The following is a 23,709-nucleotide window of genomic DNA, read 5'->3' as shown; positions in this document are numbered from 1 at the left end:
GTATACGGTAAATCACTAGTACCGTGCTAGTTTTATCTATCTATGAGATAATAACTCCAGAAAACTACAAGTTTTTTAAAGGAGTTGTTCCTATGGATAAGATCACACATCAGGTCCGTGCAGAGCACTGGACCAAAATCATGAATGAATGCATGGACAGCGGGATGTCTAAAGCTGCTTGGTGCAGAGCTAATGGGGTCTCAGAAAAGCAGTTCTTCTATTGGCAGAGGATCCTGCGAAGGGAAGCTTTCGAGAACTCCCGGAATTCATCATTGCCAGCTACTGTCAGACCGAATCAGGAGCTGGTGCCAGCAACTCAGAGGACAGTCTCTTTTACCGAGATCAAGCTTCCATCATCTTCTCAGAGCACAGCTCCGGTTTTCCATCCGGATCTCGTAATCCGAAAAGGAGATATTGTCCTGGAGATATCGAATTCCGTTTCGGACGCGCTCCTTTCACGGATTGGAGGAATTCTGGATGCTGAATAATGCAACCGAATTCCAAAAGATTTATATCGCTGCCGGATACACGGATTTACGCCGCGGGATCGATGGGCTGGCATCCATTGTTAAATTCAACTTTCAGCTGGATCCATATGTAAAGGACATTCTTTTTCTCTTCTGCGGCAGACGCAGTGACCGTATTAAGGGGCTTGTATGGGAAGGTGACGGATTTCTTCTCCTTTACAAAAGGCTGGAGCTTGGCGGTTTCAGCTGGCCCCGTACAAAAGAAGAGGCATTGGAGATCTCACCGGAACAATATCATGCATTGATGCAGGGGCTGGAAATTGTCTCCAGACATCCGATTCAGGAAGTACATCCCCAGGATCTCCTGTAAGGCATTGTGCAAAACGGAGAAAATCAAAAATCTTTTCACCTTCACCGCCTTGCGGGGAGTGAAAGTTATCCACAACTGGGCCTTATTGCATTCATTCAATTATGGAGTACTTACCAGCGGCAAGCTGCCGTGTGGATAAGTACCCTAAAAAACTGAAAAAACTAATAGTTTTTTCGGCTTTTCAGAGTGTTTATCCTATGGTGAGAATGACGAAGGATCTTTTTGCATGGTTCGCTTTTTGTTTTGTTTTGCGGTACAATAGTTCCAGCAAAACAAAGGAGCACCGGACATGTCAAAGATCTATACACCAGAAGAACTGAATAGCTTCAGCAGGGAAACACTCATGGCAGTGATCCTGTCCATGCAGGATCAATTGAGCCAGCTGAACGCAAATATGGAGCGACTGATCGAGCAGATCGCTGATGCAAACAATAAACGCTATGGGCGTTCTTCTGAAAAGCTGGATGTCATCGCAGGCCAGTTAGAACTGGAACTCATCTTTAACGAAGCAGAAGCCCTGACAGAAACTCTTTATGTCGTTGAGCCTGCCGAAGAGGATGTGATCCAGGTCAGCCGCCGAAAAAGGAAAGGGAAACGTGAGGAAGATTTAAAGGATCTTCCAGTTGAAGTGATCCCACATAGTCTTTCGGACGAAAAACTACAGGAACTCTTTGGGGTGGACGGCTGGAAGCAGCTTCCGGATGAAGTCTACAAAAGAGTCCGTGTCCAGCCAGCCGTGTATACAGTTGAAGAACATCATGTAGCCGTCTATGCCGGCAGGGACAATCAGACGATCGTTAAGGCAGACCGTCCGAAAGATCTGCTCCGAAACAGCCTCCTTACCCCCTCTCTGGCAGCAAGTATCATGAATGCCAAGTATGTAAACGGGCTTCCTTTGTATCGGATCAGCCAGGAATTCCTGCGGAATGACATCCATATTTCCAAGCAGGTGATGGCGAACTGGATGATCCAGTGTGCAGACCGGTATCTGGGTATCCTTTATGATTACTTCCATAAAGAGTTATATCGTTTCCATGTGGTGCAGGCGGACGAGACCCCAGTTATGGTATCGAAAGACGGACGCCCCGCAAACAGCAGGAGCTATATGTGGGTCTACCGCACCGGTAAGATTTACACAGACACGCCGATCATCCTGTATGAATATCAGCGCACCCGAAAAGCAGACCATCCAAGAGAATTTCTGAAGGGCTTCTCAGGGGTGGTTGTCTGCGACGGCTATTCCGCTTACAGGAAGCTGGATCGAGAAAATCCGGATATCATTTTTGCCGGCTGCTGGACACATGCAAGACGGTATTTCTCGGATGCTTTAAAAGCCCTTCCGAAAGGGGCACAAAAAACCGCAAAAGATACTGTTGCATATGAAGCACTAAAGCGGATTGGAACCATTTATCATCTGGACAATCAATTATCCGATCTGGAACCGGATGATCGGAAGAAGCAGCGGCAGATCACAGTCAAACCTCTGGTGGCTGCTTTCTTTACGTGGACAAAGGAAGTTCAATCCTCAGGCCGTCTTTCCAAAGGGAAAACACTGGAAGGGATCAATTACTGTATCAATCAGGAAGAGGCCTTGAAAGTGTTCCTGAATGATGGTGAAGTCCCTCTTGACAACAACGTAACAGAAGGAGCGCTCCGCAGCTTCTGCCTGCATAAACATGCGTGGAAGCTGATCGACAGTATCGATGGCGCGAAGTCCAGCGCGATCATCTACAGCATAACGGAAACAGCAAAGGCGAATAACTTGAATCCGTTCCGTTATCTGGCCCATGTCCTGACAGTTTTGAAAGACCATCAAGATGACACGGAATACAGCTTTATAGAAGAACTACTTCCTTGGTCAGATCAGTTACCTGAGACCTGCCGGAGCAAGTCTAAAACGACCAATGTGTAGACCTGGCCGCCGGAAACGGCGGTCAAAAAATGAGCCAGTACTCATGGTTTACCGTATACCAGTTGACGCAGTAAATCCTGTTTTAACCTGTAAAAGCAAAACGGGCAGAACCCTCATTCCTGAAGGTTCTGCCCGTTTTACGGGTATATACCATGTCCATCAGACGTGTATCACGAATGATCAAACACTTATTAAGCCATATCCAATATAATCTGTCTGCGCAGTTCTCTGGCATAGGATAACTTTCTCTTCCTCTCCATACGGATATGGAAAAGAAAAAAAACAAATCCGATAACCATGCATGCCCCAGCCGCGGAACCTGCTGCAGCCGGTGCCGGTATCCTTATGTGGGTACCGCCGGAATTTTCCTTTGGCACTGCTGCCGGCTGAATCTTTGTAAAAGAGACCTGGATCTCACAATCTTCTCGTATATCGGTGAGTGAATACCCATCCTGATATTTTGCAATATCCTCTTCCACTCCATTGACCAGGAGTGAGGATAATTCATACCCCTCCTCTGCCTGGTAGGTAACGGGGAAACTTTCCCCTCTCAAAACCTTACCGCTCTCGCTGACCGTTCCGTTTTCGCCCTTAACAGTAACCTGAAAATAGTAGGGCATCTCCGTCTTGTAAAACCGTATCTTTCTCTCACCGGCAGTGTTCGTAACATTGACCGCAGCAAGAAATACGCCTGGTTCGATCTCGCACAAAGATTCAGGTTCATCGTGTGTAATATTATCAAAACGAAAATCCAGCTGCGGCGCAGTTACCATCGTTCTTCTTGATATGGAATAAACGTGCAGAAAATCGCCGGTTCCCCAATCAAGTGTCAGCGGGAAATTAAAAATGTAATCGCCGCACACGGCCAGATCCTGAAAATTATAGCCCTTAGCAGATTCCGGGAAACTTCCCAGCTCGTCCACAACCTGAAACTCCGAATTCAGAATCTTAAAACTATATCCGTCATCCACATTCGTCTGGATGATATACTGATCCGTATCCTCTTTATAATCGATCCCAAGGATATTATAATTGTCACTGATCTTTATCTTGCCCTTATATCCAAGTGTATCCGGATCCATTACATAAAGGCATCCCCTGTTCTCGGGATCAATATTAGTATACAATGCAACATAAATCTCATTCTTACCCGGGTTGTAGGCCATTCCATTGCCATGCTCCCAGTTCATGTCGTTTACCCGTTTTGCCAGTGAATACTGTTCCACCGGGTTGCCATCCTTGTCCACTTTATTCTTATAATAAGCCGACACGACATCCGGATCCTGATTCTCTCCCGTGTTCTCAATACAGATGATATAATCATCCGTAGCACAAATAGACTGGACCACTCCCACAGACCCAATCAGATTCTCCTCAAATACCTGCTCCCAGGCAAGATTGGAAAATGCATCGTCCCCTGCAATCTCCGCCTTACATTCCATACCAGAAAAAGTAAGGAGGGCGGCAAGCGCAAGAAACCCCTTAATTAATTTTTCTTTCATTCAGTTGTACTCCCCTTTGTAACTATTTCTCCCGTTAATTTATAATTATACCAAAAATGCAAAAAAATGGCTACTCTTTTTTTAATAAAATCGGCGATAAAACCGGCAATACAAACAGCAATCATACTGGACTACAACTTCAATAAAAACGAAGATCAACTTCGTATCAAATGCCCTATTTGCAGTTATGGCTGTGGCAGGCTTTGTTTTATATAGCTGCTCTACATTTTTTCCACATCTATATCACTTTTCCCTCATTAACTTTGCAGCCCTTCGTTGCGAAGTATGTCGCCCGCACCGCCCCCTGTATGAATCAGATAGAATTCCTCCTTTGTATAGCCCGTCTTTTCCATTACCGAGAAGGCGATGGCATCAAATGCCGAGATAAAGGCAAGTGTACTGGCGGAGGAAATAATTCCCCATTTATCTGGTTCTCTTTCCACTGCAATTTTTAATGTAATATCTGCATTTTTTCCCAATTTGGAGTCTGCATTTTCTGTAACAGCAATGATAGTCAGTCCCTTTTGCTTTGCTGCCGGGATATAGTTTAAAATTTCCTTGGTATTACCGCTCTTACTAATCAATACCAGCACATCACCTTTCTGCATTGCCCCCATTCCGCCATGAACGGAATCTGCGGGTGACAGAAAAAAAGACGGAATTTCAACTACACAGAGTGTATGGGAAATTCTTTTTGCGGCCATACCTGCAGTCCCGCATCCTGCTAAAATTACTTTCTTACTGTTTTCCTTCACATGACAAAATATCTCTGCAATCCGGCATAAGACATCGTAATCAATCTCCTCCGCCATCTTTTGTATGACATGCGCCTCTGCTGCCATTACTTGTTTTAATCTTTCTTTCAAAACGGCCCTCCTGCTTAATTTATTTTCATTTATATAATGATGCCTGACAATTATTGACGCATCACTTGCTTTTAATAAAAAACTGGGTGTAGCCATCCTTATGAGCAGTTTCTTTATTGGACGCATCCACTATTGAACGTTTACGTATACTATTCTTGTTTATTTTTCAAATAGTTTTACAAACAAAACTCTGATACTCTAACGTAAGCATATTACACTCAAATGCTTTACTCCTATAATCTTCAATCCAATAGTCTATTTCTCTGCTATTACACATTATGTCAGGATCTATTGATCTATATATAATATCGCTAATTAAATTAGAACATTAGTGAAAAAACGGTTCTTTTTGTTAAGACTGCCCTAATTAAATAAAATGCTTCTTATATAGTCCTGTTTCATGCAGATCCCTTTACATTGAAAATTTCGTTTCACGTTCTGATACAGGGAGTGACATATTTGAAAAAGGGATAAATGTGGTGGTCTTTATTGCAAACTGCGCTCCCATGCAGGGAGTGACATGCTACCGACTATGACGGGAATGCAGCAGCACAATTTCAATCCACACTCCCACGCAGGGAGTGACAGTTCTCCACCGTTTCTCCTATTAATTTCTTGCTATTTCAATCCACACTCCCACGCAGGGAGTGACTGTGGCAGAAGGCTGGATAGAGTCTAATACAGCGATTTCAATCCACACTCCCACGCAGGGAGTGACAACTCATAATGATATATACGCTCTGGTATATGATATTTCAATCCACACTCCCACGCAGGGAGTGACGTGACCAAGCCATTAGCGGAAATATCAGAGAACATAATTTCAATCCACACTCCCACGCAGGGAGTGACACTGGCGTTTTCATTCTCTTTGAAAATAGATATCATTTCAATCCACACTCCCACGCAGGGAGTGACTATGTTGGGCACCAAGTGTCTGTTTATCAGCGGAATTTCAATCCACACTCCCACGCAGGGAGTGACGCCCGGAACCGTATAGACCGTAATGAGATTCCGGAATTTCAATCCACACTCCCACGCAGGGAGTGACCATCTTCCGGATCAGGCTTGCCGCGCTATCCGGTATTTCAATCCACACTCCCACGCAGGGAGTGACTGTACCTCTAATCACACCTGTACTATCCGTTGCATCATTTCAATCCACACTCCCACGCAGGGAGTGACGATTTCGCATTGCCCGCAATGGATTTCATGGAAATTTCAATCCACACTCCCACGCAGGGAGTGACTTTATGGAAATATCCATTGTTGCACCTAATTTTATTTCAATCCACACTCCCACGCAGGGAGTGACGCAGGGTATTACGGACTTAATTGGCAGAATTATTATTTCAATCCACACTCCCACGCAGGGAGTGACGATACGCCAATGGGGTCGTTACAAGACCCATTTTCTATTTCAATCCACACTCCCACGCAGGGAGTGACCTGTTACGACTATGTGGATGATATCCAGTTTTGCATTTCAATCCACACTCCCACGCAGGGAGTGACGTGGCCAACCAGTGATCCCTTCTTAAGCTGTGCATAATTTCAATCCACACTCCCACGCAGGGAGTGACTGTATCCCATATATTTATGTCTACAGAAACACTGGATTTCAATCCACACTCCCACGCAGGGAGTGACTTGATGTTCCTATGCCAAGTCCCAGCACCTGTATTTCAATCCACACTCCCACGCAGGGAGTGACGGAAACATGGGGACTATATATTTTACATATCATGAATTTCAATCCACACTCCCACGCAGGGAGTGACATGGTCTCGGATGGATACGCGTGGATAACGCACTATTTCAATCCACACTCCCACGCAGGGAGTGACTTTGCTAAGCCATTCTATAACAGCGGACAATGGAAATTTCAATCCACACTCCCACGCAGGGAGTGACGGCGAGAGTTTGTAAGCTGTATGGCACATTGGCACAATTTCAATCCACACTCCCACGCAGGGAGTGACGCCGAGTTCAGACAAACAAGATTCCTGTAAGTAAATTTCAATCCACACTCCCACGCAGGGAGTGACGTTGCTTTACGACTTGAAGAGATTACAAGCAGCATATTTCAATCCACACTCCCACGCAGGGAGTGACTCCAATGTTGCTCGAAGAGAAGAAAAGGGAACTGATTTCAATCCACACTCCCACGCAGGGAGTGACATATGTCCGCTATATTTGTAAACAATGTCAATTATTTCAATCCACACTCCCACGCAGGGAGTGACGGTGCATAACAGTGTACTGTGCAAGCGCTGCAGAAATTTCAATCCACACTCCCACGCAGGGAGTGACCTGACAGCCGCACGGCAGACGGCTATTTGTACCAATTTCAATCCACACTCCCACGCAGGGAGTGACCGTGCTGGTGGAGTATAAGGGCAACGGTTCCGGTATTTCAATCCACACTCCCACGCAGGGAGTGACAGTTTAGGACAGCCATATTGGCCCTGATGGCAGATTTCAATCCACACTCCCACGCAGGGAGTGACGATATGCCATTTCCCGAAAGTTCACAGCTCAGGATTTCAATCCACACTCCCACGCAGGGAGTGACGCACATCTCCTTTTGCAAGGCTTGGGGGGAAAGAAATTTCAATCCACACTCCCACGCAGGGAGTGACTCCTGTCCGCCTCCCGACCCATAATACTTAATCAAATTTCAATCCACACTCCCACGCAGGGAGTGACTGTGGTTACAGCAGTGTATCCGATCAGGATAAAGATTTCAATCCACACTCCCACGCAGGGAGTGACTATTTACCTCCTGCCCGTCTCCTGTTTTAACCTGCATTTCAATCCACACTCCCACGCAGGGAGTGACGAAGAGGAGAGGCTGTGGCAGATGGATATTAAAATATTTCAATCCACACTCCCACGCAGGGAGTGACTCCATCCTTGTCCATCCACTGCTGAGTAGACCCATTTCAATCCACACTCCCACGCAGGGAGTGACTGGACTATGAGCTGGCACGGTGCACATACAGTTCAGATTTCAATCCACACTCCCACGCAGGGAGTGACGGTCTTGAAATAAAAAAAGAGAAGATATGGTCGAAATTTCAATCCACACTCCCACGCAGGGAGTGACAATATATGGTTCCGGTTGGTTTAAGAGGCGTTTTATTTCAATCCACACTCCCACGCAGGGAGTGACCCTGAAAAGTGAGGATCCGGCACCCATTAAAACATTTCAATCCACACTCCCACGCAGGGAGTGACCATGACTGTTGCGATAAAATCATAGAGCATACGGCAATTTCAATCCACACTCCCACGCAGGGAGTGACTGTTTTTGGCAGCATTGAAGGTTTTTTCTACAACTATTTCAATCCACACTCCCACGCAGGGAGTGACGCATACAGACTGGCGATTTGTTTAACTATGAATGGATTTCAATCCACACTCCCACGCAGGGAGTGACATATACCAAAACATAGCGCCACAACAAACAATCGATTTCAATCCACACTCCCACGCAGGGAGTGACACAGACAACCCTAATTTAAAATCCTCATCTGGTGATTTCAATCCACACTCCCACGCAGGGAGTGACTACAGTAAAAGCACTGTTGGATGAGTGGGACGGAATTTCAATCCACACTCCCACGCAGGGAGTGACAGCAGAATTGCACAATTTTTACACATGAAAATTATACATTTCCCCTAAAATTCTATAGCATTTTCCTAGAAATTACAATTGTTTTAGCTCAAACTCGTTTTTTTCTCGTCTCAATATAATATTTTACAGATTTATATGGTGCGAATCTCCCGGGGAATTTATGTTCACTTCACATTCGCACCTAAAACACCATAAATACTATCAGAACATTCCCATAAGCAATTTTCTTTTGATATTTTCTATATTTTTACAGTTTACTGATAATTATATTCCCCAAGGGCTACATGGTGCAGCCCCTAAGTGAACTACACTCTCCTACAGTAATATAATTATACCGTTATCGTAAGGTAATAATTTAAGCATTACTGTTACGTATCTAGCTCATTGAAATTCATCTATGATAAAGGTTCCGTGCGCCAGTAGCGCACGGATAACATGAAACGAAGTGGAGACAGAATGCCTGAAACCATCATGTTTCACTACGGTCTGTGCAATAAATGCACAGAGCTGTCTAAACTTTTACAAAGAAACATCTGTATCTCAAACAATATCCAGGTAAGTCTTACGCTGCGGAGCCGGAAATGCGTCATCCAGCATATGATACTCTTCCTCCGTCAATTCAATTCTCCGCACATCCCAGTTTTGCAGAACATGTTCCTTTTTTCCACTGCGCGGAATCGCTATTACATTTTTCTTATACAGCACAAATGCCAGCAGAACCTGCATTTTTGTAATTCCATGTGTTTCTGCGACCTTGCGGACGCTCTCATCAGACAACAGTTCTCCTCTAAGATCTCCCGCCTGTGCCAGAGGGCAGTATGCCATCAACGGGATTTTATGTTTTGTCAGCCATGGAAGCAAATCATATTCCACTCCCCGGGAGCCGAGATGATACAAAACTTGATTCACAACACAGTTTCTGCCAGCCGGAATACTGAACAGTTCCTCCATGTCATCTGTGTCGAAATTAGAAACGCCCCAGCTTCGTATTTTCCCTTCTTTCACCAGTTGTTCCATACAGGATACCGTTTCCTCCAGAGGAATTGACCCGCGCCAGTGAAGCAGATAGAGATCCAGATAATCTGTTTCCAGATTCTTTAATGTCTTCTCAACGCTTCTAAAAATATGCCGTTTCCCGGCATTCTGCGGCAAGACCTTTGATACCAGAAATAAATGATCCCGATTGTATCCTTTTATCGCTTCACCAATGAGCCCTTCTGAGCGGCCATTCCCGTACATCTCGGCAGTATCAATCAGACGCACGCCTGCATCCAGTCCGGCCTGCAGTGCCTCAAGTTCTTCCGTTTCCGTTTTTTTACTTTCACCCAAAAGCCACGCGCCCATGCCAAGGCGGGGCATATGAATCCCATTATTTAGTTGTAATTCCATAGTAAACTCTGCCATCAGTCTACGCCTTTCTTCCTTGTTTAGTGAGAGCCTATAGGATGCTACATAATCAACGTCTGATCAGCAGAAGTTCCCCTTTCGACCCCAAAATGTTCAACCTTGGTCTTATAATTATTGCCCAAATAATAAAATCTAAGACTATCCACGTTCTCATCAATGATTTCCGATAATATTGCCTTCAGCCTGACACACTGTGCATGATCTAGTATACACTCAAATACTGAATTCTGCACCCGTCTTCCATAATTGACACATTGTTTCGCCACTTTTCTCAATCTGGTTTTTCCGGCAGCCGTTTCCGTATTCACATCATATGTAATCAGTACCAGCATTGCCCCACCTCACTTCCACATGAACACGGGATATCCGTCTAAGTCACCTCTAAGGTACCTGGCAAGCAACATCGCCTGTACATAGGGAACCATACCCCATTCAACCTTTTCTTTCAAGTATGGATGCGTTAAAGTTTCCTTCTTTTTATTCTGCCATTCCGTCAAAACAGTTCTACGTAGCTCATCATCCATAAGGACCGCGCCATTTTCTTTTTTATCAAAATTCTTTCCGCTAATAATCTTTTTATTGATCAAAGACAGTACAAAGCGATCCGCTAACACAGCACGAAGTTCTTCTATAAGGTCTAATGATAATGATGCCCGTCCCGGACGTTCAGTGTGCAGATATCCGATACACGGATCTAATCCTACGGTTTCCAGCGCAGAGGTTATTGTATTCGTTAGTAATGTATAAACAAAAGAAAGCAATGCATTTACATTATCCAATGGCGGTCTTTTATTCCTCCCCTGAAAAGTAAACTCCTTTTTCTGCTGCAAGATCAATTCGTCAAGCACGCTGAAATAAACGCTTGCTGCTTCTCCTTCAAAGCCTCTCAGCTGCTCTTTTGAATGGCATGACTTAATAAGTTCTAAGGATTTCCTTAATTTATCGGACGCACTTTTAACCTTTTCAACATCGATCTGCATGCTATGGTCTCTTGTGGCCCGCTCAAGTACCCAGCGGGCATTATGTACTTTTCCTATAATACAATTCTTTGCGATTTCCAGACTTTTCTCTTCGCTCTGGCTGCTTGCATACTGCTGCTCTCTTAAGATGACGTTTCCTTTTACTTTTCCCGAAACTCTTGCCAGAAATTTTCCCTGCGGCGTCAGGTAACATAACGAAATATTCCGGTCTGCGCAGGCTCCCATCAGAGCAGGGCTTGTACCACGGTAACCAAAGGAAACAATTCCTTCCAAATTATGCAGAGGAAGTCTGCCAACTTCTTTCTCTGAATCCAGCACTACAATATTTTCTCCATCCAAAGATAAATAGCTGTTTTCAGATGTAACGTAAAGTGTGTTTAGTAGTTTTTTCATTCTTCCCCCTCCTTCAGCATCTGATCCATGTATTCCTTCACGGAAACAGCCTTTCCCAATTTAGGAAGACAGATATCTTTAAGAGAGCATGCATTACATGCTTTGCTATACTTCACTTTTGGGGTGTATTGTCTGTTGTAGTATTGGTGCATCTCTAGAAACATATCCTTCACTTCTTTTCGAAGCTCCTCGGTTATTTGAATGATTTCCCGTCTTCTCGTCTCACCGTAGAATATTGCTCCCTCGGGGACAGGGATGGAAAACATTTCTTCCAGACAAAGCGCCTGTGCAGTAAGTTGAAGCCGATCTTCCCCGGTTACTTTCGGTTTTCCTTTTTTATATTCAATCGGATAGACTTTATAAAGTCCGCGATGTCCGTGCAATTTGATTCCATCTTCACTTTTTTGGAACTCTACCACATCACACTCTCCGCTGACTCCCATGATCCTGGAAGACACTGGAAGCGCCCTCGTGATCAATACATCTTTCCTTTTCTCCGTTAAATATGGGGCATGGACTTTTTTGTGCATTAATTCACCTACCACCGTATGAACATTTTCATCCCATTGATGTTCAATATGAATCAAAGCCCACTGCCGACGGCAATATTTAAAATGCTGTATTCCCGATATCATCAAATAATCATCTTCTGAATATTCCATTATATCTTCCATTTCACCTCAATAGAATCCGGTATCATGTCCTCATGTATCTCTACTGTATAATCCTGATACTTTCTAGGATACTGTACATCCGCCTTTCTCTTCACTTCCACTGCATCAAATAATTTGTAAGCCGGGCAGTCGCCCAATTCTTTGCTGTGCTTAAATACAATCAGTTCCCGGACTGCCATCTTCCCTCTGGCGGCAGAGCGGTCATGCTCAAACATATTAATGACTGCCTCCCACAAAAGTTCAAGATCTTCCTCGGAAAATCCAGTTACCTTTCTGGCCAGGTTGGCAGAAATATACCCCTCCACACGATACAGTGCATATGGAACAATATTTTTTCTTCCCATTTCTGTGCTCTTATTTTCAGCATCTTTTTCCGTTGTAATAGCAACTCTGGTAATTGTTACTTCCTGACTGATAATAGGGTCAATACTTCTTGCAAAACCAAGCTGTACCGGGCCTCTGACTTGACCACAGTTCAGTGCCGCTTTCACAAAGGTAGTCATCACAGCTCCAAAAGTTCTGATGTCATAAAACTTCTCACACATAAAATCCCTGATTTTCACATCTGCATCAGGATCTTTCCTTTTCAGTTCTTTTATTGTTTTATCATTCACGCCCAGATGTATATAAGCCTTGTTATCGCTCCTGTTTAATGGAACATCTTCTTTGATATATATCCTGTAGCCTTCCGCATCCTCTTTTACAGTCTCTACATAATTCCTGATTTTTCTTTTCAGACATACATCTGTAACTATACCATATCCGCTCTCCGGGTCGATTCTCGGCATATTACCTGCATCCGGATCTCCGTTCGGGTTACCATTTTCTACATCAAATAATACGACGAACTCATACCTGTTTTTTATCACTTCGCTCATTTACTTATCCTCCTTTTTCTCATACCTTTTCTGTACCTGATGATAGTAACCTAACATAAATCTTCCCTGCTCTTCCAATGTCAGACGCTTTGGATACTGGTCCAGCTTTCCCATAAGATTCGTAAGAAGTTTTTCATAGTACACTTTTGCAGCTTCTTTTGTTCTATCTATTTTTTTGATATGACTATTCTTTAATTTAATCAGGATAGGAAAAATAGATTCCGGTGTAGTACATGCCGCATTGAAGTATCTGTCCCGAATGGTTGCATTTATTCCCGGGTTCGCTTCTTCCTGAACCGCTTCCAACACAGAAAAAATTCGTCCCAATACATATGCCGCATCATTACATTCTTCATTTAATCCCATAAAATCATCTCCTTTACCCCATGTACAATTCCTTATTAAATAAGCCTTTATAATCCCTGCCCTTCCCCATGTTATCTTTCCCTGTTCTGCCCGGATTCGGATCATGGTATTACTGTATAGATTGGCCGGGTATCTGCCGCCGGATAAGACAGCCTGCAATACCATCGCCGCCATATTCGGTACAGGTTTCTTCTCTTTTGATTTTTGATTCACCGTCTCCTGGAGCATCTGGCCTATTCCCAAGTATTCACGTTCCTCCCAGGAAGGCTTTACAATTTTCATTCTTTCATAATGCCTGGAAATATTATTTAAAATATTCCCAAAAGAGTTCTGATAGAAAAACCGGACAGCCAGCCGGGCAGCATTGGGAGCTAAGCCTAAAATATAGAATTCCTGCTCCGTATTTATCTGAATTCCGTCAATATCTATTGCTTCCTGTTTTTTTAATGCATCAAATACCCCGCGTACCGTCTCCTGATTATCCAGTTTCGGATCCACTGACCAGGAAAATATATCCTGATAAACTTCATTCCCATCTTCTGCCCAAAATACAACCATCGTGTCGCCAAACTGAAAGGTGTAATTCCTCTGGGCCAGCAGATAATTCAATGCTGTTGTATATGCAAATGCAGCATATTTACCAACCGGGGCGTTGTAACTCTGCTCCTTCCCATATGATTCAAATGCCGGAGCATTAAAAGATACCAGCGCCGCCCCGCTGGACTGCGCTCCTGGCACGCCTTTAATTGTGTTATGTATTCTCGTAATTTCCGCTTTCTCACCTGTTACCAGGCATGTCCCTGTAACCTGTTCTGAGCCTGCTGCCAACACCTGCTCCCATGCGCTCTTTATTTCACTGTCGTCTTGCGCATAGTCTAAGCCCATACAGAATATTAAGTTACCGCCTTCCGTTATTTCATCCCAGTCTTCCAGCAGTTTTGGATTGTCAGCCGCATGTTCAGGTTCCCATTTTTCGAAATACTTTTTGACCGCTTCCGCCATTTCACTGTGGACATTGGCTAATAATGACAGGTGTTTTTCCTTTGCCGCCTGAAAACAGTCCAATACCCTTTGATTTGTCCCCTCCGCATCAATACCCAGCAGATATTTAGAATTGTCGCACAAAAAATTGGCAGACACTCCTGATGACCTTGCAACCATCTCCGGAACTATAATTAAAGAAGGAAGCCACACTGTTTTCTTTCCTCGCTCCGCTTCACGTTTTAGTGATATAATCCCTTTTATATCTCCGTCTTTTGAGAGGTTAATTCCAAATGACACTTTCGCATGGCACCAGCCCTGCCTTGTAACTTTATCTGCATCCGCAAGCGTCTCATAATGCTTCACCAAAGCCTGTAAAATCATCGGATCACCTCACAGTCCCTTAAATCTAATACACCTTTTTTCATAACAGCCCGGAAAAACATGGGTCTGATCTCCCCATCGGCTAAATATTCCATATCATACAGCATAAACCCTAAATCTTGCTCTTCCACATCCTCATAAGCCGTTGATATTTCTTCTTCCTCACAGAGCTTGAAATTAGCCGGAAATTCTCTGCATCCAAAATAGGGGTTGTGAAAACACTCCCCCCTTCTAAGCCGCCTCATGATAATGTCTTTAAACTTCCCAGGATTATCAGTTGCATTGGCTTTTTCCGTCATATCGAAATGCGCTTCGATCACATATTCCACATCGCACAAAAGCAGAGATGCCCTTTGTACAATGTCTTCCTTGGTGCTGATAAAAAGCGGTTTTTTCCCGCCATTATATGCCGCCAGTGCATTGCTGGCGGATATTTTGCTTTTCACCTCATTCCTGCGTATGCTGGTAAACTGTATGGGGTTTACCACATAGATCCGGTCAATCACCCAGCGCATGCCGGGATGCCAGTATACAGCCTCCAAAATCCCTCTGGCTGCTGAAGGCGTCATGACATCGTAGGAGCATCTTTCCACTTTCATCTCAGGTCTGCCGAAGAGTGCATACTCCCCCCAGACCCTTACTTTCACGCCTATCCCCATACTTCTTCCTCCTTCCCGTATTTTTTCAAGTACGCCTTGGCGTCCTTGCGGCGAGGCACGCGCATGCTCCGCATGACATAATACCTCTACATGCCTCTGCCATCCACCGGCGGCTTTACCTTGAAAGGAGATTAGACTCCCGCCAGAACGAACTTATTACTTACCTGCCGCTTACAGCGGTGGGAGTCTTATCTGCTTTCAAGATAAAATTTCACCCGAACGATAGCATGCAGCTATATAATCCCTTGGCTGATAATAGAAATCCGTATTATAATCTGACAGATGATCATCAATCCAGGAATGATAAACCTCCCAAATCCAATCTGTTATCGCTTCATTTGAATACGAATCTTCTATCAGACGTTCATACACCTCCCCCATGATCCAATAATCAGGAACTCTATATCTGCACTCCTTTTCATTATCAAAATCACCTTGCGTTATTCCATATTCTTCTATAAACTCAACTGCTACCGTTTCTATTGGTTCACAATGAAAAACATCTGCGTACTCGTAAATTCTTTCAATAGCCTCTTTCCCAAGCTCATCTGTAATTTCTTTTCTTGTCCTTTTCATCCCTCTTCCAATATATTCAATTAAGCTGCATGTAAAGAATAGTTTATTATTATTTTTTGTTCCCATACACTACCTCGCTTCCAATAAAGTCTAGAGTATCAAGAGCAGAAATAGTATGGAAACTAATTTGATGAGTTGGATGATTAAACTTTACAAGTTCCCAAAATGCTGCCCTTGATCTCTTCCCATCCATAAAGTTCTGAACATAGTTAAATATTGAATCATCAGCCATAGGGCCTTCTACAATCTCATAACTGTGAGACTCTCCGTTTCCGCAAGCGATAATAACATCCTAATAGTACCCCTTACTTTTTATAACATGACTGCCCTTCCAAACTCAACATCCAAAACCAGCCCCATTTCTTCTGTATACTGCTCTTCCGTACGCAGCAAGAAAAAATCTTCTTTCATGTCTTCCGTAATTTCCTGAAGCATGCCCGCTGCAAAGAGTTTCTGAAATTCGTTGTCATATACATTGATGCAAAACTGCCCTGCCTGTCTCATTAGTCTTTTTGTAAAACCTTCATATTTTAATCTTGTCAGTATCTCATCCGCCGCTTGTTCTCTGTTTATAAAAATAGTCTTTGTATTCTCTTCTATGATTTTAAACTCTCGGCTTACTTTAGCGAAGGGGAATCTTCCTTTTCTAAATTCTCCTAAAATATCTTTTTTGTCCAGACTTTCTCCCCGGAAATGATACAGCATTCTAAAATATTTAGACACGGAGTCCAACGAAGATATGTCAACTTCATCCTCCAGTAAATCTTTCGTAACCGCAATCTGTTGTTTCTGTCCCGGAACATATTCTTTTTCAACAAATTGGAATATATAAGTCTTGCTCTCCCCGACGCCTCTTTTCCCCTCTCTATTGCATCTTCCCGCTGCCTGAATGATGGAATCCACTCCGGCTAACTGTCTGTAAACTGATTGAAAATCTAAATCCACTCCGGCTTCTACAAGGCTGGTTGATATCACGATACATCTTTCTCCATCCTGCAAGCGCTTCCTGATCTCAGCCAACACGCGTTTTCTGTGGCAGGGGTACATGCACGTGGAGAGATGATATACTCCTTCTTTTCCCAGTCTTTTATAGATGATTTGTGCCCTCTTTTTCGTATTCACTATACATAGTGCCTGGCTTTCTGTTTCCAGTCTGGCAACTAAATCGTCCTCCGATATCGTTTCCAAATTTTGAAAGGATACACGTTTAAAAAACTGGAACTGTTCCTTGCATCTGGGACACAATTCTTTTGGTGTTATATCTTCCTGAAAAAATTGTGATAATGCCGGCTGTGTTGCTGTACACAGAACAATGCTTGACCGATAACGTTTTAAAAGTTCTTCCATCATGGCTATACATGGTTTTAAATAATCATTTGGCAGCATCTGCGCCTCATCAAAAATAATCACACTGTTCGCAATATTATGGAGCTTCCTGCATTTAGATGATTTATTTGCAAATAGCGACTCAAAAAACTGGACATTTGTCGTAACAATCACCGGCTTATCCCAGTTTTCTGCTGCCAATTGCATTGGCTTTAATTCTTCATCACTTTCATAATCTACATTGCAATGATTTTCCAGGACATTATTCTTGCCCAGAATCTCACTGAAAACTTTGGCATTCTGTTCAATAATGCTTGTATAAGGAATCACATAAATAATTCGTTCCATATTATTCTTAACGGCATGTTGGAGGGCAAAGGCCAGTGAGGCCACTGTTTTTCCGCCTCCAGTTGGTACTGTAAGGCTAAAAAGTCCTCTGTCTGAATTTCCCATATCCAGACAGTTTTTAAGTATTTCCGTCCTTCTGCCGTTTACCGTATCAATATCCGTATTAGCCAGCCAGCCTAAAATATGTTTTTTTAGTCTGCCAAGCAATATTTCAACGGAATCACCTGAATCTCTGGCTGTTTCCCCTAGTTTCATAAAATTTTCAGTATCTAAAAAATCAGCATCCACCAGACAAGAATAGAGCATTCTGATAAAAGTACTTAGCGTAAAATCTATATTTGGGGCGCCATTTGGATTAAACGGAGGATTTGACAAAGGTGGAACACTAATTTCTTTTTTATATGCCTGATAGTCTTTCACGTTTTTCTTCAGCCTTCCCTTTAAGGTAGACGCCGTACTTGTATTCGAGTCCTCTCCCGTATCTGGCAAGCCTGCATGATGCCCCGCTATACAGTAACTAAGAAAGCCATACATGCCGCCTATTTCATAGCATAATTTTGCCCCAGCGGTAGAATGGTCAACACGTATATCGCTTCCTGCCAAACGTTGCTGAAATTCCTTGGAATATTTTCCAATATCATGCAGCATGCCACAACAATAGCCCCAATCATAGCAGCCAAAGGCCTTTGCAAATTCTGCTGATAAATCGGCTACATTTGTCAAGTGCTCCTTTAACGTTTGTTCTCCTGAATCTTCTGCAATATGCGCTAAATATCTCATTGAGTTCCTCCTTTTTTCTAACATAGTGAACATAATAAATCCAAAGCTAGTACTGTAAAGAAGATCTCCTTTTCTTATCATGGCTCAACTTGTGCCTTCATATCGGCATCTTGTACCTTATTGCTGAGCAGGGAGTGGCGTGGTCCAGTATTGTGCTTTGCAGTATAAAGGTCAATTTCAATCCACACTCCTACGCAGGGAGTGACCAATTAATGACTGATATATAATTGATTTAGAGTTATTTCAATCCACACTCCCACGCAGGGAGTGACCAAGCGGGTACATCTGCGACAAATGCACCAACTGATTTCAATCCACACTCCCACGCAGGGAGTGACTTTTTTGGGCAAGGCTTAGCTATTGGCATCAAAGATTTCAATCCACACTCCCACGCAGGGAGTGACTTTCTGGCTCTTATGCCTACACATAAATAACACCGATTTCAATCCACACTCCCACGCAGGGAGTGACTCCGTTCTACCGCCTAAGCGGTTTTTATCCTTCTATTTCAATCCACACTCCCACGCAGGGAGTGACCGGATTTCTATCCGTCCTTTTTAATGTTTCACGTATTTCAATCCACACTCCCACGCAGGGAGTGACTCGACTGGCGTTAATGTTACGGAATGCTACATAATATTTCAATCCACACTCCCACGCAGGGAGTGACAAAGAAAACGATCACAAACGTAGAAGTATGGACAATTTCAATCCACACTCCCACGCAGGGAGTGACTCAAAATCTTGCGTCATGCTCATGACTGGAACAATTTCAATCCACACTCCCACGCAGGGAGTGACGATGCTATTTTATTATAGCTCAGAAAATAAAAGATTTCAATCCACACTCCCACGCAGGGAGTGACTCGTCTTCCGCATCCTGAATAAAAACTTCAAAACATTTCAATCCACACTCCCACGCAGGGAGTGACGAGATACGGGACACCGGTTGTTTTTGTAAAAGAATTTCAATCCACACTCCCACGCAGGGAGTGACCTGGCACCCCCGGGTTATTCGGTGACACAAACTTATTTCAATCCACACTCCCACGCAGGGAGTGACGAAGCAGCGTCCTTTATCCTGCCCCATGTACTGCTATTTCAATCCACACTCCCACGCAGGGAGTGACTTATCCTGCTGATTTTCCGTTCCTTGAATATCCTATTTCAATCCACACTCCCACGCAGGGAGTGACGACAGAAATCTATAACCCAGAGGGATTATATTGATTTCAATCCACACTCCCACGCAGGGAGTGACAGCAAAATCACACAATTTATGCATAAGAGAATTATGCTTTTCCCCTAAAATTTTATACCATTCTCTTAAATATTACAATTCTTTTCGCACAAATCCCCATTTTTTTGTATTTTATATTACAATTTATACTTTTATTTGGTGCGAATCTCCCAGTAGATTCATGTCCACTTAGCATTCGCACTTTATAATTCGTATAATAATTTTACCATTTACTCACATCCCAAGTAGGTAAACCTCAGTGCCTTGACAAAATAAGATAATGTTGATGGAGCCGAAAAATATAAACAAACTTTATGACAGAGCCTTCAGCCCCGTAGCCGTTACGCCGAAAAATACACCTATAAATACCTATAATTTGCACACAGCTCTGTCCATCTGTTTTTATTCATCAAAACAACCTTTTAATTCATAAACCATATGAAAATTTAAAAAGGTCCCTATATCAAGCTGTAATCAGTCAATATAGGGAACTTCTGTTTGACGAAAAAACGTCACCTGCCATAGAGTGACAATATCCTGTTCTGTTTATTCCATTCTTATCTGATAAGCCAACTGTAATCCTGTCTGCAATCTACCACATAATCGGCATAGACTATATCATCCACTATCTGAAAGATTATCACATAGCGTTTTTCAAACAGAATAAAACGGTAAGCATTTCTGGGAATATATTCACCTGTAAGCCACGGACATCTCTGCGGCATCATCTCCAACGAATTTGCGGTCTTTTCAAATTCAACTGTCAACCGTTCTGCCGCTTCAGGGCTAACCTGTGTCAAAAATGCAGCATGAGAAATAAGCATCTGCGCTGCCCTTTCCGATATAATGACACGGTATTTATTCTGCTGTTCCACGACCTGATGCCTCCTTGACTGCACTACGCATCATCGTAGTAACTTCACTGACAGAGTATCCTTTGCTACCATGCATCCTGTCCTCCTCGACGGCAAGCAATTCCTCACGAAGCTTCAGCATTTTTTCCCGTCTATTATAGGTTTCAATATCCATAACAACCAAATCACCCTCGCCATTTTTAGTAAGGAAAACCGGTTCTGCGGTTTTTCTACACATCTCCGCAATCTCATTGTAATTCTGACGTATTGCTGCAGATGGACGGATATTCATAACGGCACCTCCTTGATTTTGTAATGGTAGTAATATTCTAATCATATTATATCCATTTCATACTACAAAGTCAATTACAACACATAAATTTTTACAATAACAAATCCATCATCTCTTTAACGACACAATCTTCCATTCTTCCCGCACTGGCAAGGACATGCATATTGACACAATCGCTTACGTTCTTCCATATCAGACTTCCGTATTTTAGATTTTTAAGAATAGACTTCAAAAAGTCTAAAAGCTCTAGCACTAATTTTTAGTGGAAAAGAAATACACCATATATTTGACGCTTACTTAAGGATAGCTGGTTATGGTTTTGTAAGCGCATTTCAATCCACACTCCCACACAGGGAGTGACGAAATCCTGGCACGGACTCCCGCCGCAGATAAAGTTATTTCAATCCACACTCCCACGCAGGGAGTGACACCTAAAAAGAAACGTAAGAAATTGATGTGGGTTATTTCAATCCACACTCCCACGCAGGGAGTGACTGAGCCAGGTTAAAGCGATCTCTGGCGCCACAGGTATTTCAATCCACACTCCCACGCAGGGAGTGACTAAAATAAAAAGATTTCAAGGGGGATGGAAACTATATTTCAATCCACACTCCCACGCAGGGAGTGACCTGGCTGTCATGCTGCCGATGCTGCTGAACATGGATTTCAATCCACACTCCCACGCAGGGAGTGACAGCTGGAACTTGAGCTGAATACCTCCGGAACATTTATTTCAATCCACACTCCCACGCAGGGAGTGACCAAGGTTTCCGCACAGGCGGCAAAAGTTTCCGCAATTTCAATCCACACTCCCACGCAGGGAGTGACTGGGACTGGTGGTGTAACAAAATCATATGTAGACGATTTCAATCCACACTCCCACGCAGGGAGTGACACAGGTTCATTACCCGTCATTAAATACTCAATTATTTCAATCCACACTCCCACGCAGGGAGTGACGATGTCACAGCGCAGATATTCTGGCTCAAGAATCATTTCAATCCACACTCCCACGCAGGGAGTGACAGCTTCGGATGCCAAAATAAGTACTTTAAAGGCGATTTCAATCCACACTCCCACGCAGGGAGTGACATTGCACAAAATCTTCCGCAAGTACTCCAAAGCGATTTCAATCCACACTCCCACGCAGGGAGTGACGACGCTGGTTATTGGTTTGGATATTACTGCAATGAATTTCAATCCACACTCCCACGCAGGGAGTGACAGGACGCTGGTTATTGGTTTGGATATTATTGCAATGAATTTCAATCCACACTCCCACGCAGGGAGTGACGGTGTATCTGTAAGAACGTACACAGATAAGCAACTTATTTCAATCCACACTCCCACGCAGGGAGTGACGCGACATATGGAGTATAATGCAGTAAAGGAGATATTTCAATCCACACTCCCACGCAGGGAGTGACCATTTACCGCAAAATCAGCCTGCAGCTCTATGAATTTCAATCCACACTCCCACGCAGGGAGTGACACAAAAAGCCTCGATGCTTTGATGGGAGATCTGAGATTTCAATCCACACTCCCACGCAGGGAGTGACTCTTGGTGCAGAATACAGTGTTTTCTTTGTGGACATTTCAATCCACACTCCCACGCAGGGAGTGACTTATTTCTACGGTTCCGTCCCGGATATCCGCAAAATTTCAATCCACACTCCCACGCAGGGAGTGACGATGGATTTCTTTGGCATTGGCTTGGATTCACGATTTCAATCCACACTCCCACGCAGGGAGTGACGTTGTCGGATAATATTTCTGATAATTCATAGAATGATTTCAATCCACACTCCCACGCAGGGAGTGACGAAGTATGAATATAGAGAGTTGGAGTGTAGTTGATATTTCAATCCACACTCCCACGCAGGGAGTGACAGTTAGCAAAATTGTATCTAAACAATTTATATGGATTTCAATCCACACTCCCACGCAGGGAGTGACGAATTGGCAGGGTAATCATAACATCCCGACTTTATATTTCAATCCACACTCCCACGCAGGGAGTGACGGATTTAGATCCGCCCCTTTTTAATGTTTCACGTATTTCAATCCACACTCCCACGCAGGGAGTGACGCTATACGTCAGCAGATGGCAAAAATTCAAGATGCGATTTCAATCCACACTCCCACGCAGGGAGTGACAATGTAATCGCAGTTATATAGATTATCGTAATTTTCCGATTTCAATCCACACTCCCACGCAGGGAGTGACGATGTGATAAACCAGTTGTCAAGAGATTATTCAATTTCAATCCACACTCCCACGCAGGGAGTGACTAATAGTATCAAATAGTATCAATCAGAACCGATATTTCAATCCACACTCCCACGCAGGGAGTGACTTAATTGTCCTATCTGCAATCTTCCCGCCGGAGATTTCAATCCACACTCCCACGCAGGGAGTGACCGAGCATATATCTTCCCTGCTGAGAAATATGGGATTTCAATCCACACTCCCACGCAGGGAGTGACGTACTGCCCCGGATTTAATATTCCACCGATGTACTATTTCAATCCACACTCCCACGCAGGGAGTGACTGTTTCAGCATCTAATCCCGCAAATCCGGCTATATTTCAATCCACACTCCCACGCAGGGAGTGACGTTGATCTTTTTAAAAAAGCAAATTCCAGGAACGATTTCAATCCACACTCCCACGCAGGGAGTGACAAACGAGGATGGGACGTACACTATTTTCATCGATATTTCAATCCACACTCCCACGCAGGGAGTGACAAGCTTCGGATGCCAAAATAAGTACTTTAAAGGCGATTTCAATCCACACTCCCACGCAGGGAG

17 protein-coding genes and 3 CRISPR repeat arrays (1 of these 20 only partly in view) are annotated in these 23,709 nt (G+C 43.6%); of the genes, 3 read left to right on the top strand and 14 right to left on the bottom strand.

Translation table 11 applies throughout. The features are described from left to right. Positions 1-92 precede the first annotated feature (92 nt). The 3 genes from GKG43_RS14580 to GKG43_RS14570 all read left to right on the top strand — a co-directional run bounded on the left by GKG43_RS14580 (position 93) and on the right by GKG43_RS14570 (position 2,749). Positions 93-488 carry a hypothetical protein gene (locus GKG43_RS14580; protein ID WP_083487052.1) on the top strand — a complete coding sequence of 132 codons (396 nt, stop codon included), beginning with the start codon at positions 93-95 and terminating at the stop codon, positions 486-488. Next, positions 478-837 carry an IS66 family insertion sequence element accessory protein TnpB gene (gene tnpB, locus GKG43_RS14575; RefSeq protein WP_055152565.1) on the top strand — a complete coding sequence of 120 codons (360 nt, stop codon included), beginning with the start codon at positions 478-480 and terminating at the stop codon, positions 835-837. The genes GKG43_RS14580 and tnpB overlap by 11 nt, the downstream gene beginning before the upstream one ends. Positions 838-1,126: 289 nt before the next feature. Next, positions 1,127-2,749, top strand: a complete 1,623-nt coding sequence (locus GKG43_RS14570) for an IS66 family transposase (protein WP_055152567.1) — start codon at positions 1,127-1,129, stop codon at positions 2,747-2,749. A 191-nt stretch (positions 2,750-2,940) separates the two neighbouring features. On the opposite strand, the gene GKG43_RS14565 is transcribed toward GKG43_RS14570, so the two are convergent. The 14 genes from GKG43_RS14565 to GKG43_RS14500 form a co-directional block, all read right to left on the bottom strand. After that, entirely contained in the window at positions 2,941-4,251 is a 1,311-nt protein-coding gene (locus GKG43_RS14565) for a hypothetical protein (RefSeq protein ID WP_055153855.1), read from the bottom strand. A gap of 257 nt (positions 4,252-4,508) precedes the next feature. Continuing rightward, positions 4,509-5,117: an SIS domain-containing protein gene (locus GKG43_RS14560; protein WP_055153857.1), complete on the bottom strand. Its 609-nt coding sequence runs from the start codon at positions 5,115-5,117 to the stop codon at positions 4,509-4,511. A gap of 423 nt (positions 5,118-5,540) precedes the next feature. After that, a CRISPR array of direct repeats spans positions 5,541-8,757; the repeat unit is 32 nt; unit sequence ATTTCAATCCACACTCCCACGCAGGGAGTGAC. A gap of 540 nt (positions 8,758-9,297) precedes the next feature. Next, complete coding sequence (locus GKG43_RS14555; RefSeq protein WP_055154393.1) at positions 9,298-10,146, bottom strand: aldo/keto reductase; 849 nt, start codon at positions 10,144-10,146, stop codon at positions 9,298-9,300. Positions 10,147-10,205: 59 nt separating this feature from the next. Further along, a complete protein-coding gene (gene cas2, locus GKG43_RS14550) occupies positions 10,206-10,496 on the bottom strand; it encodes a CRISPR-associated endonuclease Cas2 (protein WP_050641458.1) in 291 nt (96 codons plus the stop codon). 9 nt (positions 10,497-10,505) lie between these two features. Next, the gene (gene cas1c / locus GKG43_RS14545) at positions 10,506-11,537 is read right to left on the bottom strand and encodes a type I-C CRISPR-associated endonuclease Cas1c (RefSeq protein WP_050641459.1); all 1,032 of its coding nucleotides are present in this window, start codon (positions 11,535-11,537) and stop codon (positions 10,506-10,508) included. Beyond that, complete coding sequence (gene cas4 / locus GKG43_RS14540) at positions 11,534-12,199, bottom strand: CRISPR-associated protein Cas4 (protein ID WP_129879256.1); 666 nt, start codon at positions 12,197-12,199, stop codon at positions 11,534-11,536. The genes cas1c and cas4 overlap by 4 nt, the downstream gene beginning before the upstream one ends. Then, on the bottom strand, positions 12,199-13,089 hold the full coding sequence (gene cas7c / locus GKG43_RS14535) for a type I-C CRISPR-associated protein Cas7/Csd2 (RefSeq protein ID WP_055154390.1): 891 nt from the start codon (positions 13,087-13,089) through the stop codon (positions 12,199-12,201). The genes cas4 and cas7c overlap by 1 nt, the downstream gene beginning before the upstream one ends. Next, positions 13,090-14,820 (bottom strand): type I-C CRISPR-associated protein Cas8c/Csd1, encoded by a 1,731-nt coding sequence (gene cas8c, locus GKG43_RS14530; RefSeq protein ID WP_055154389.1) that lies wholly within the window; start codon positions 14,818-14,820, stop codon positions 13,090-13,092. Beyond that, positions 14,817-15,479, bottom strand: a complete 663-nt coding sequence (gene cas5c / locus GKG43_RS14525; RefSeq protein ID WP_055154388.1) for a type I-C CRISPR-associated protein Cas5c — start codon at positions 15,477-15,479, stop codon at positions 14,817-14,819. The genes cas8c and cas5c overlap by 4 nt, the downstream gene beginning before the upstream one ends. Positions 15,480-15,677: 198 nt before the next feature. Next, positions 15,678-16,121, bottom strand: coding sequence for a hypothetical protein (locus tag GKG43_RS14520; RefSeq protein ID WP_055154387.1), 444 nt, complete (start codon positions 16,119-16,121; stop codon positions 15,678-15,680). Beyond that, on the bottom strand, positions 16,105-16,338 hold the full coding sequence (locus GKG43_RS14515) for a DUF3990 domain-containing protein (protein WP_330377719.1): 234 nt from the start codon (positions 16,336-16,338) through the stop codon (positions 16,105-16,107). The genes GKG43_RS14520 and GKG43_RS14515 overlap by 17 nt, the downstream gene beginning before the upstream one ends. Before the next feature lie 29 nt (positions 16,339-16,367). Next, positions 16,368-18,509 (bottom strand): CRISPR-associated helicase/endonuclease Cas3, encoded by a 2,142-nt coding sequence (locus tag GKG43_RS14510; protein WP_055154386.1) that lies wholly within the window; start codon positions 18,507-18,509, stop codon positions 16,368-16,370. Between the two features lie 107 nt (positions 18,510-18,616). Next, positions 18,617-19,770: direct repeats of the CRISPR family, unit length 32 nt; unit sequence ATTTCAATCCACACTCCCACGCAGGGAGTGAC. 536 nt (positions 19,771-20,306) lie between these two features. Then, complete coding sequence (locus GKG43_RS14505) at positions 20,307-20,624, bottom strand: type II toxin-antitoxin system RelE/ParE family toxin (protein WP_050641466.1); 318 nt, start codon at positions 20,622-20,624, stop codon at positions 20,307-20,309. Beyond that, entirely contained in the window at positions 20,608-20,895 is a 288-nt protein-coding gene (locus tag GKG43_RS14500) for a type II toxin-antitoxin system Phd/YefM family antitoxin (RefSeq protein ID WP_050641467.1), read from the bottom strand. Before GKG43_RS14500 ends, GKG43_RS14505 begins: the two co-directional genes overlap by 17 nt. A 329-nt stretch (positions 20,896-21,224) precedes the next feature. Then, positions 21,225-23,709: direct repeats of the CRISPR family, unit length 32 nt; unit sequence ATTTCAATCCACACTCCCACGCAGGGAGTGAC; it runs 1,864 nt beyond the window's last position.

Source organism: Eubacterium sp. BIOML-A2 (assembly GCF_009680135.1).
Lineage (GTDB): Bacteria > Bacillota > Clostridia > Lachnospirales > Lachnospiraceae > Faecalicatena > Faecalicatena contortus_B.
The sequence above is the reverse complement of the archived record's forward strand: the minus strand, read 5'-3'. Positions and strand labels throughout refer to the sequence as shown.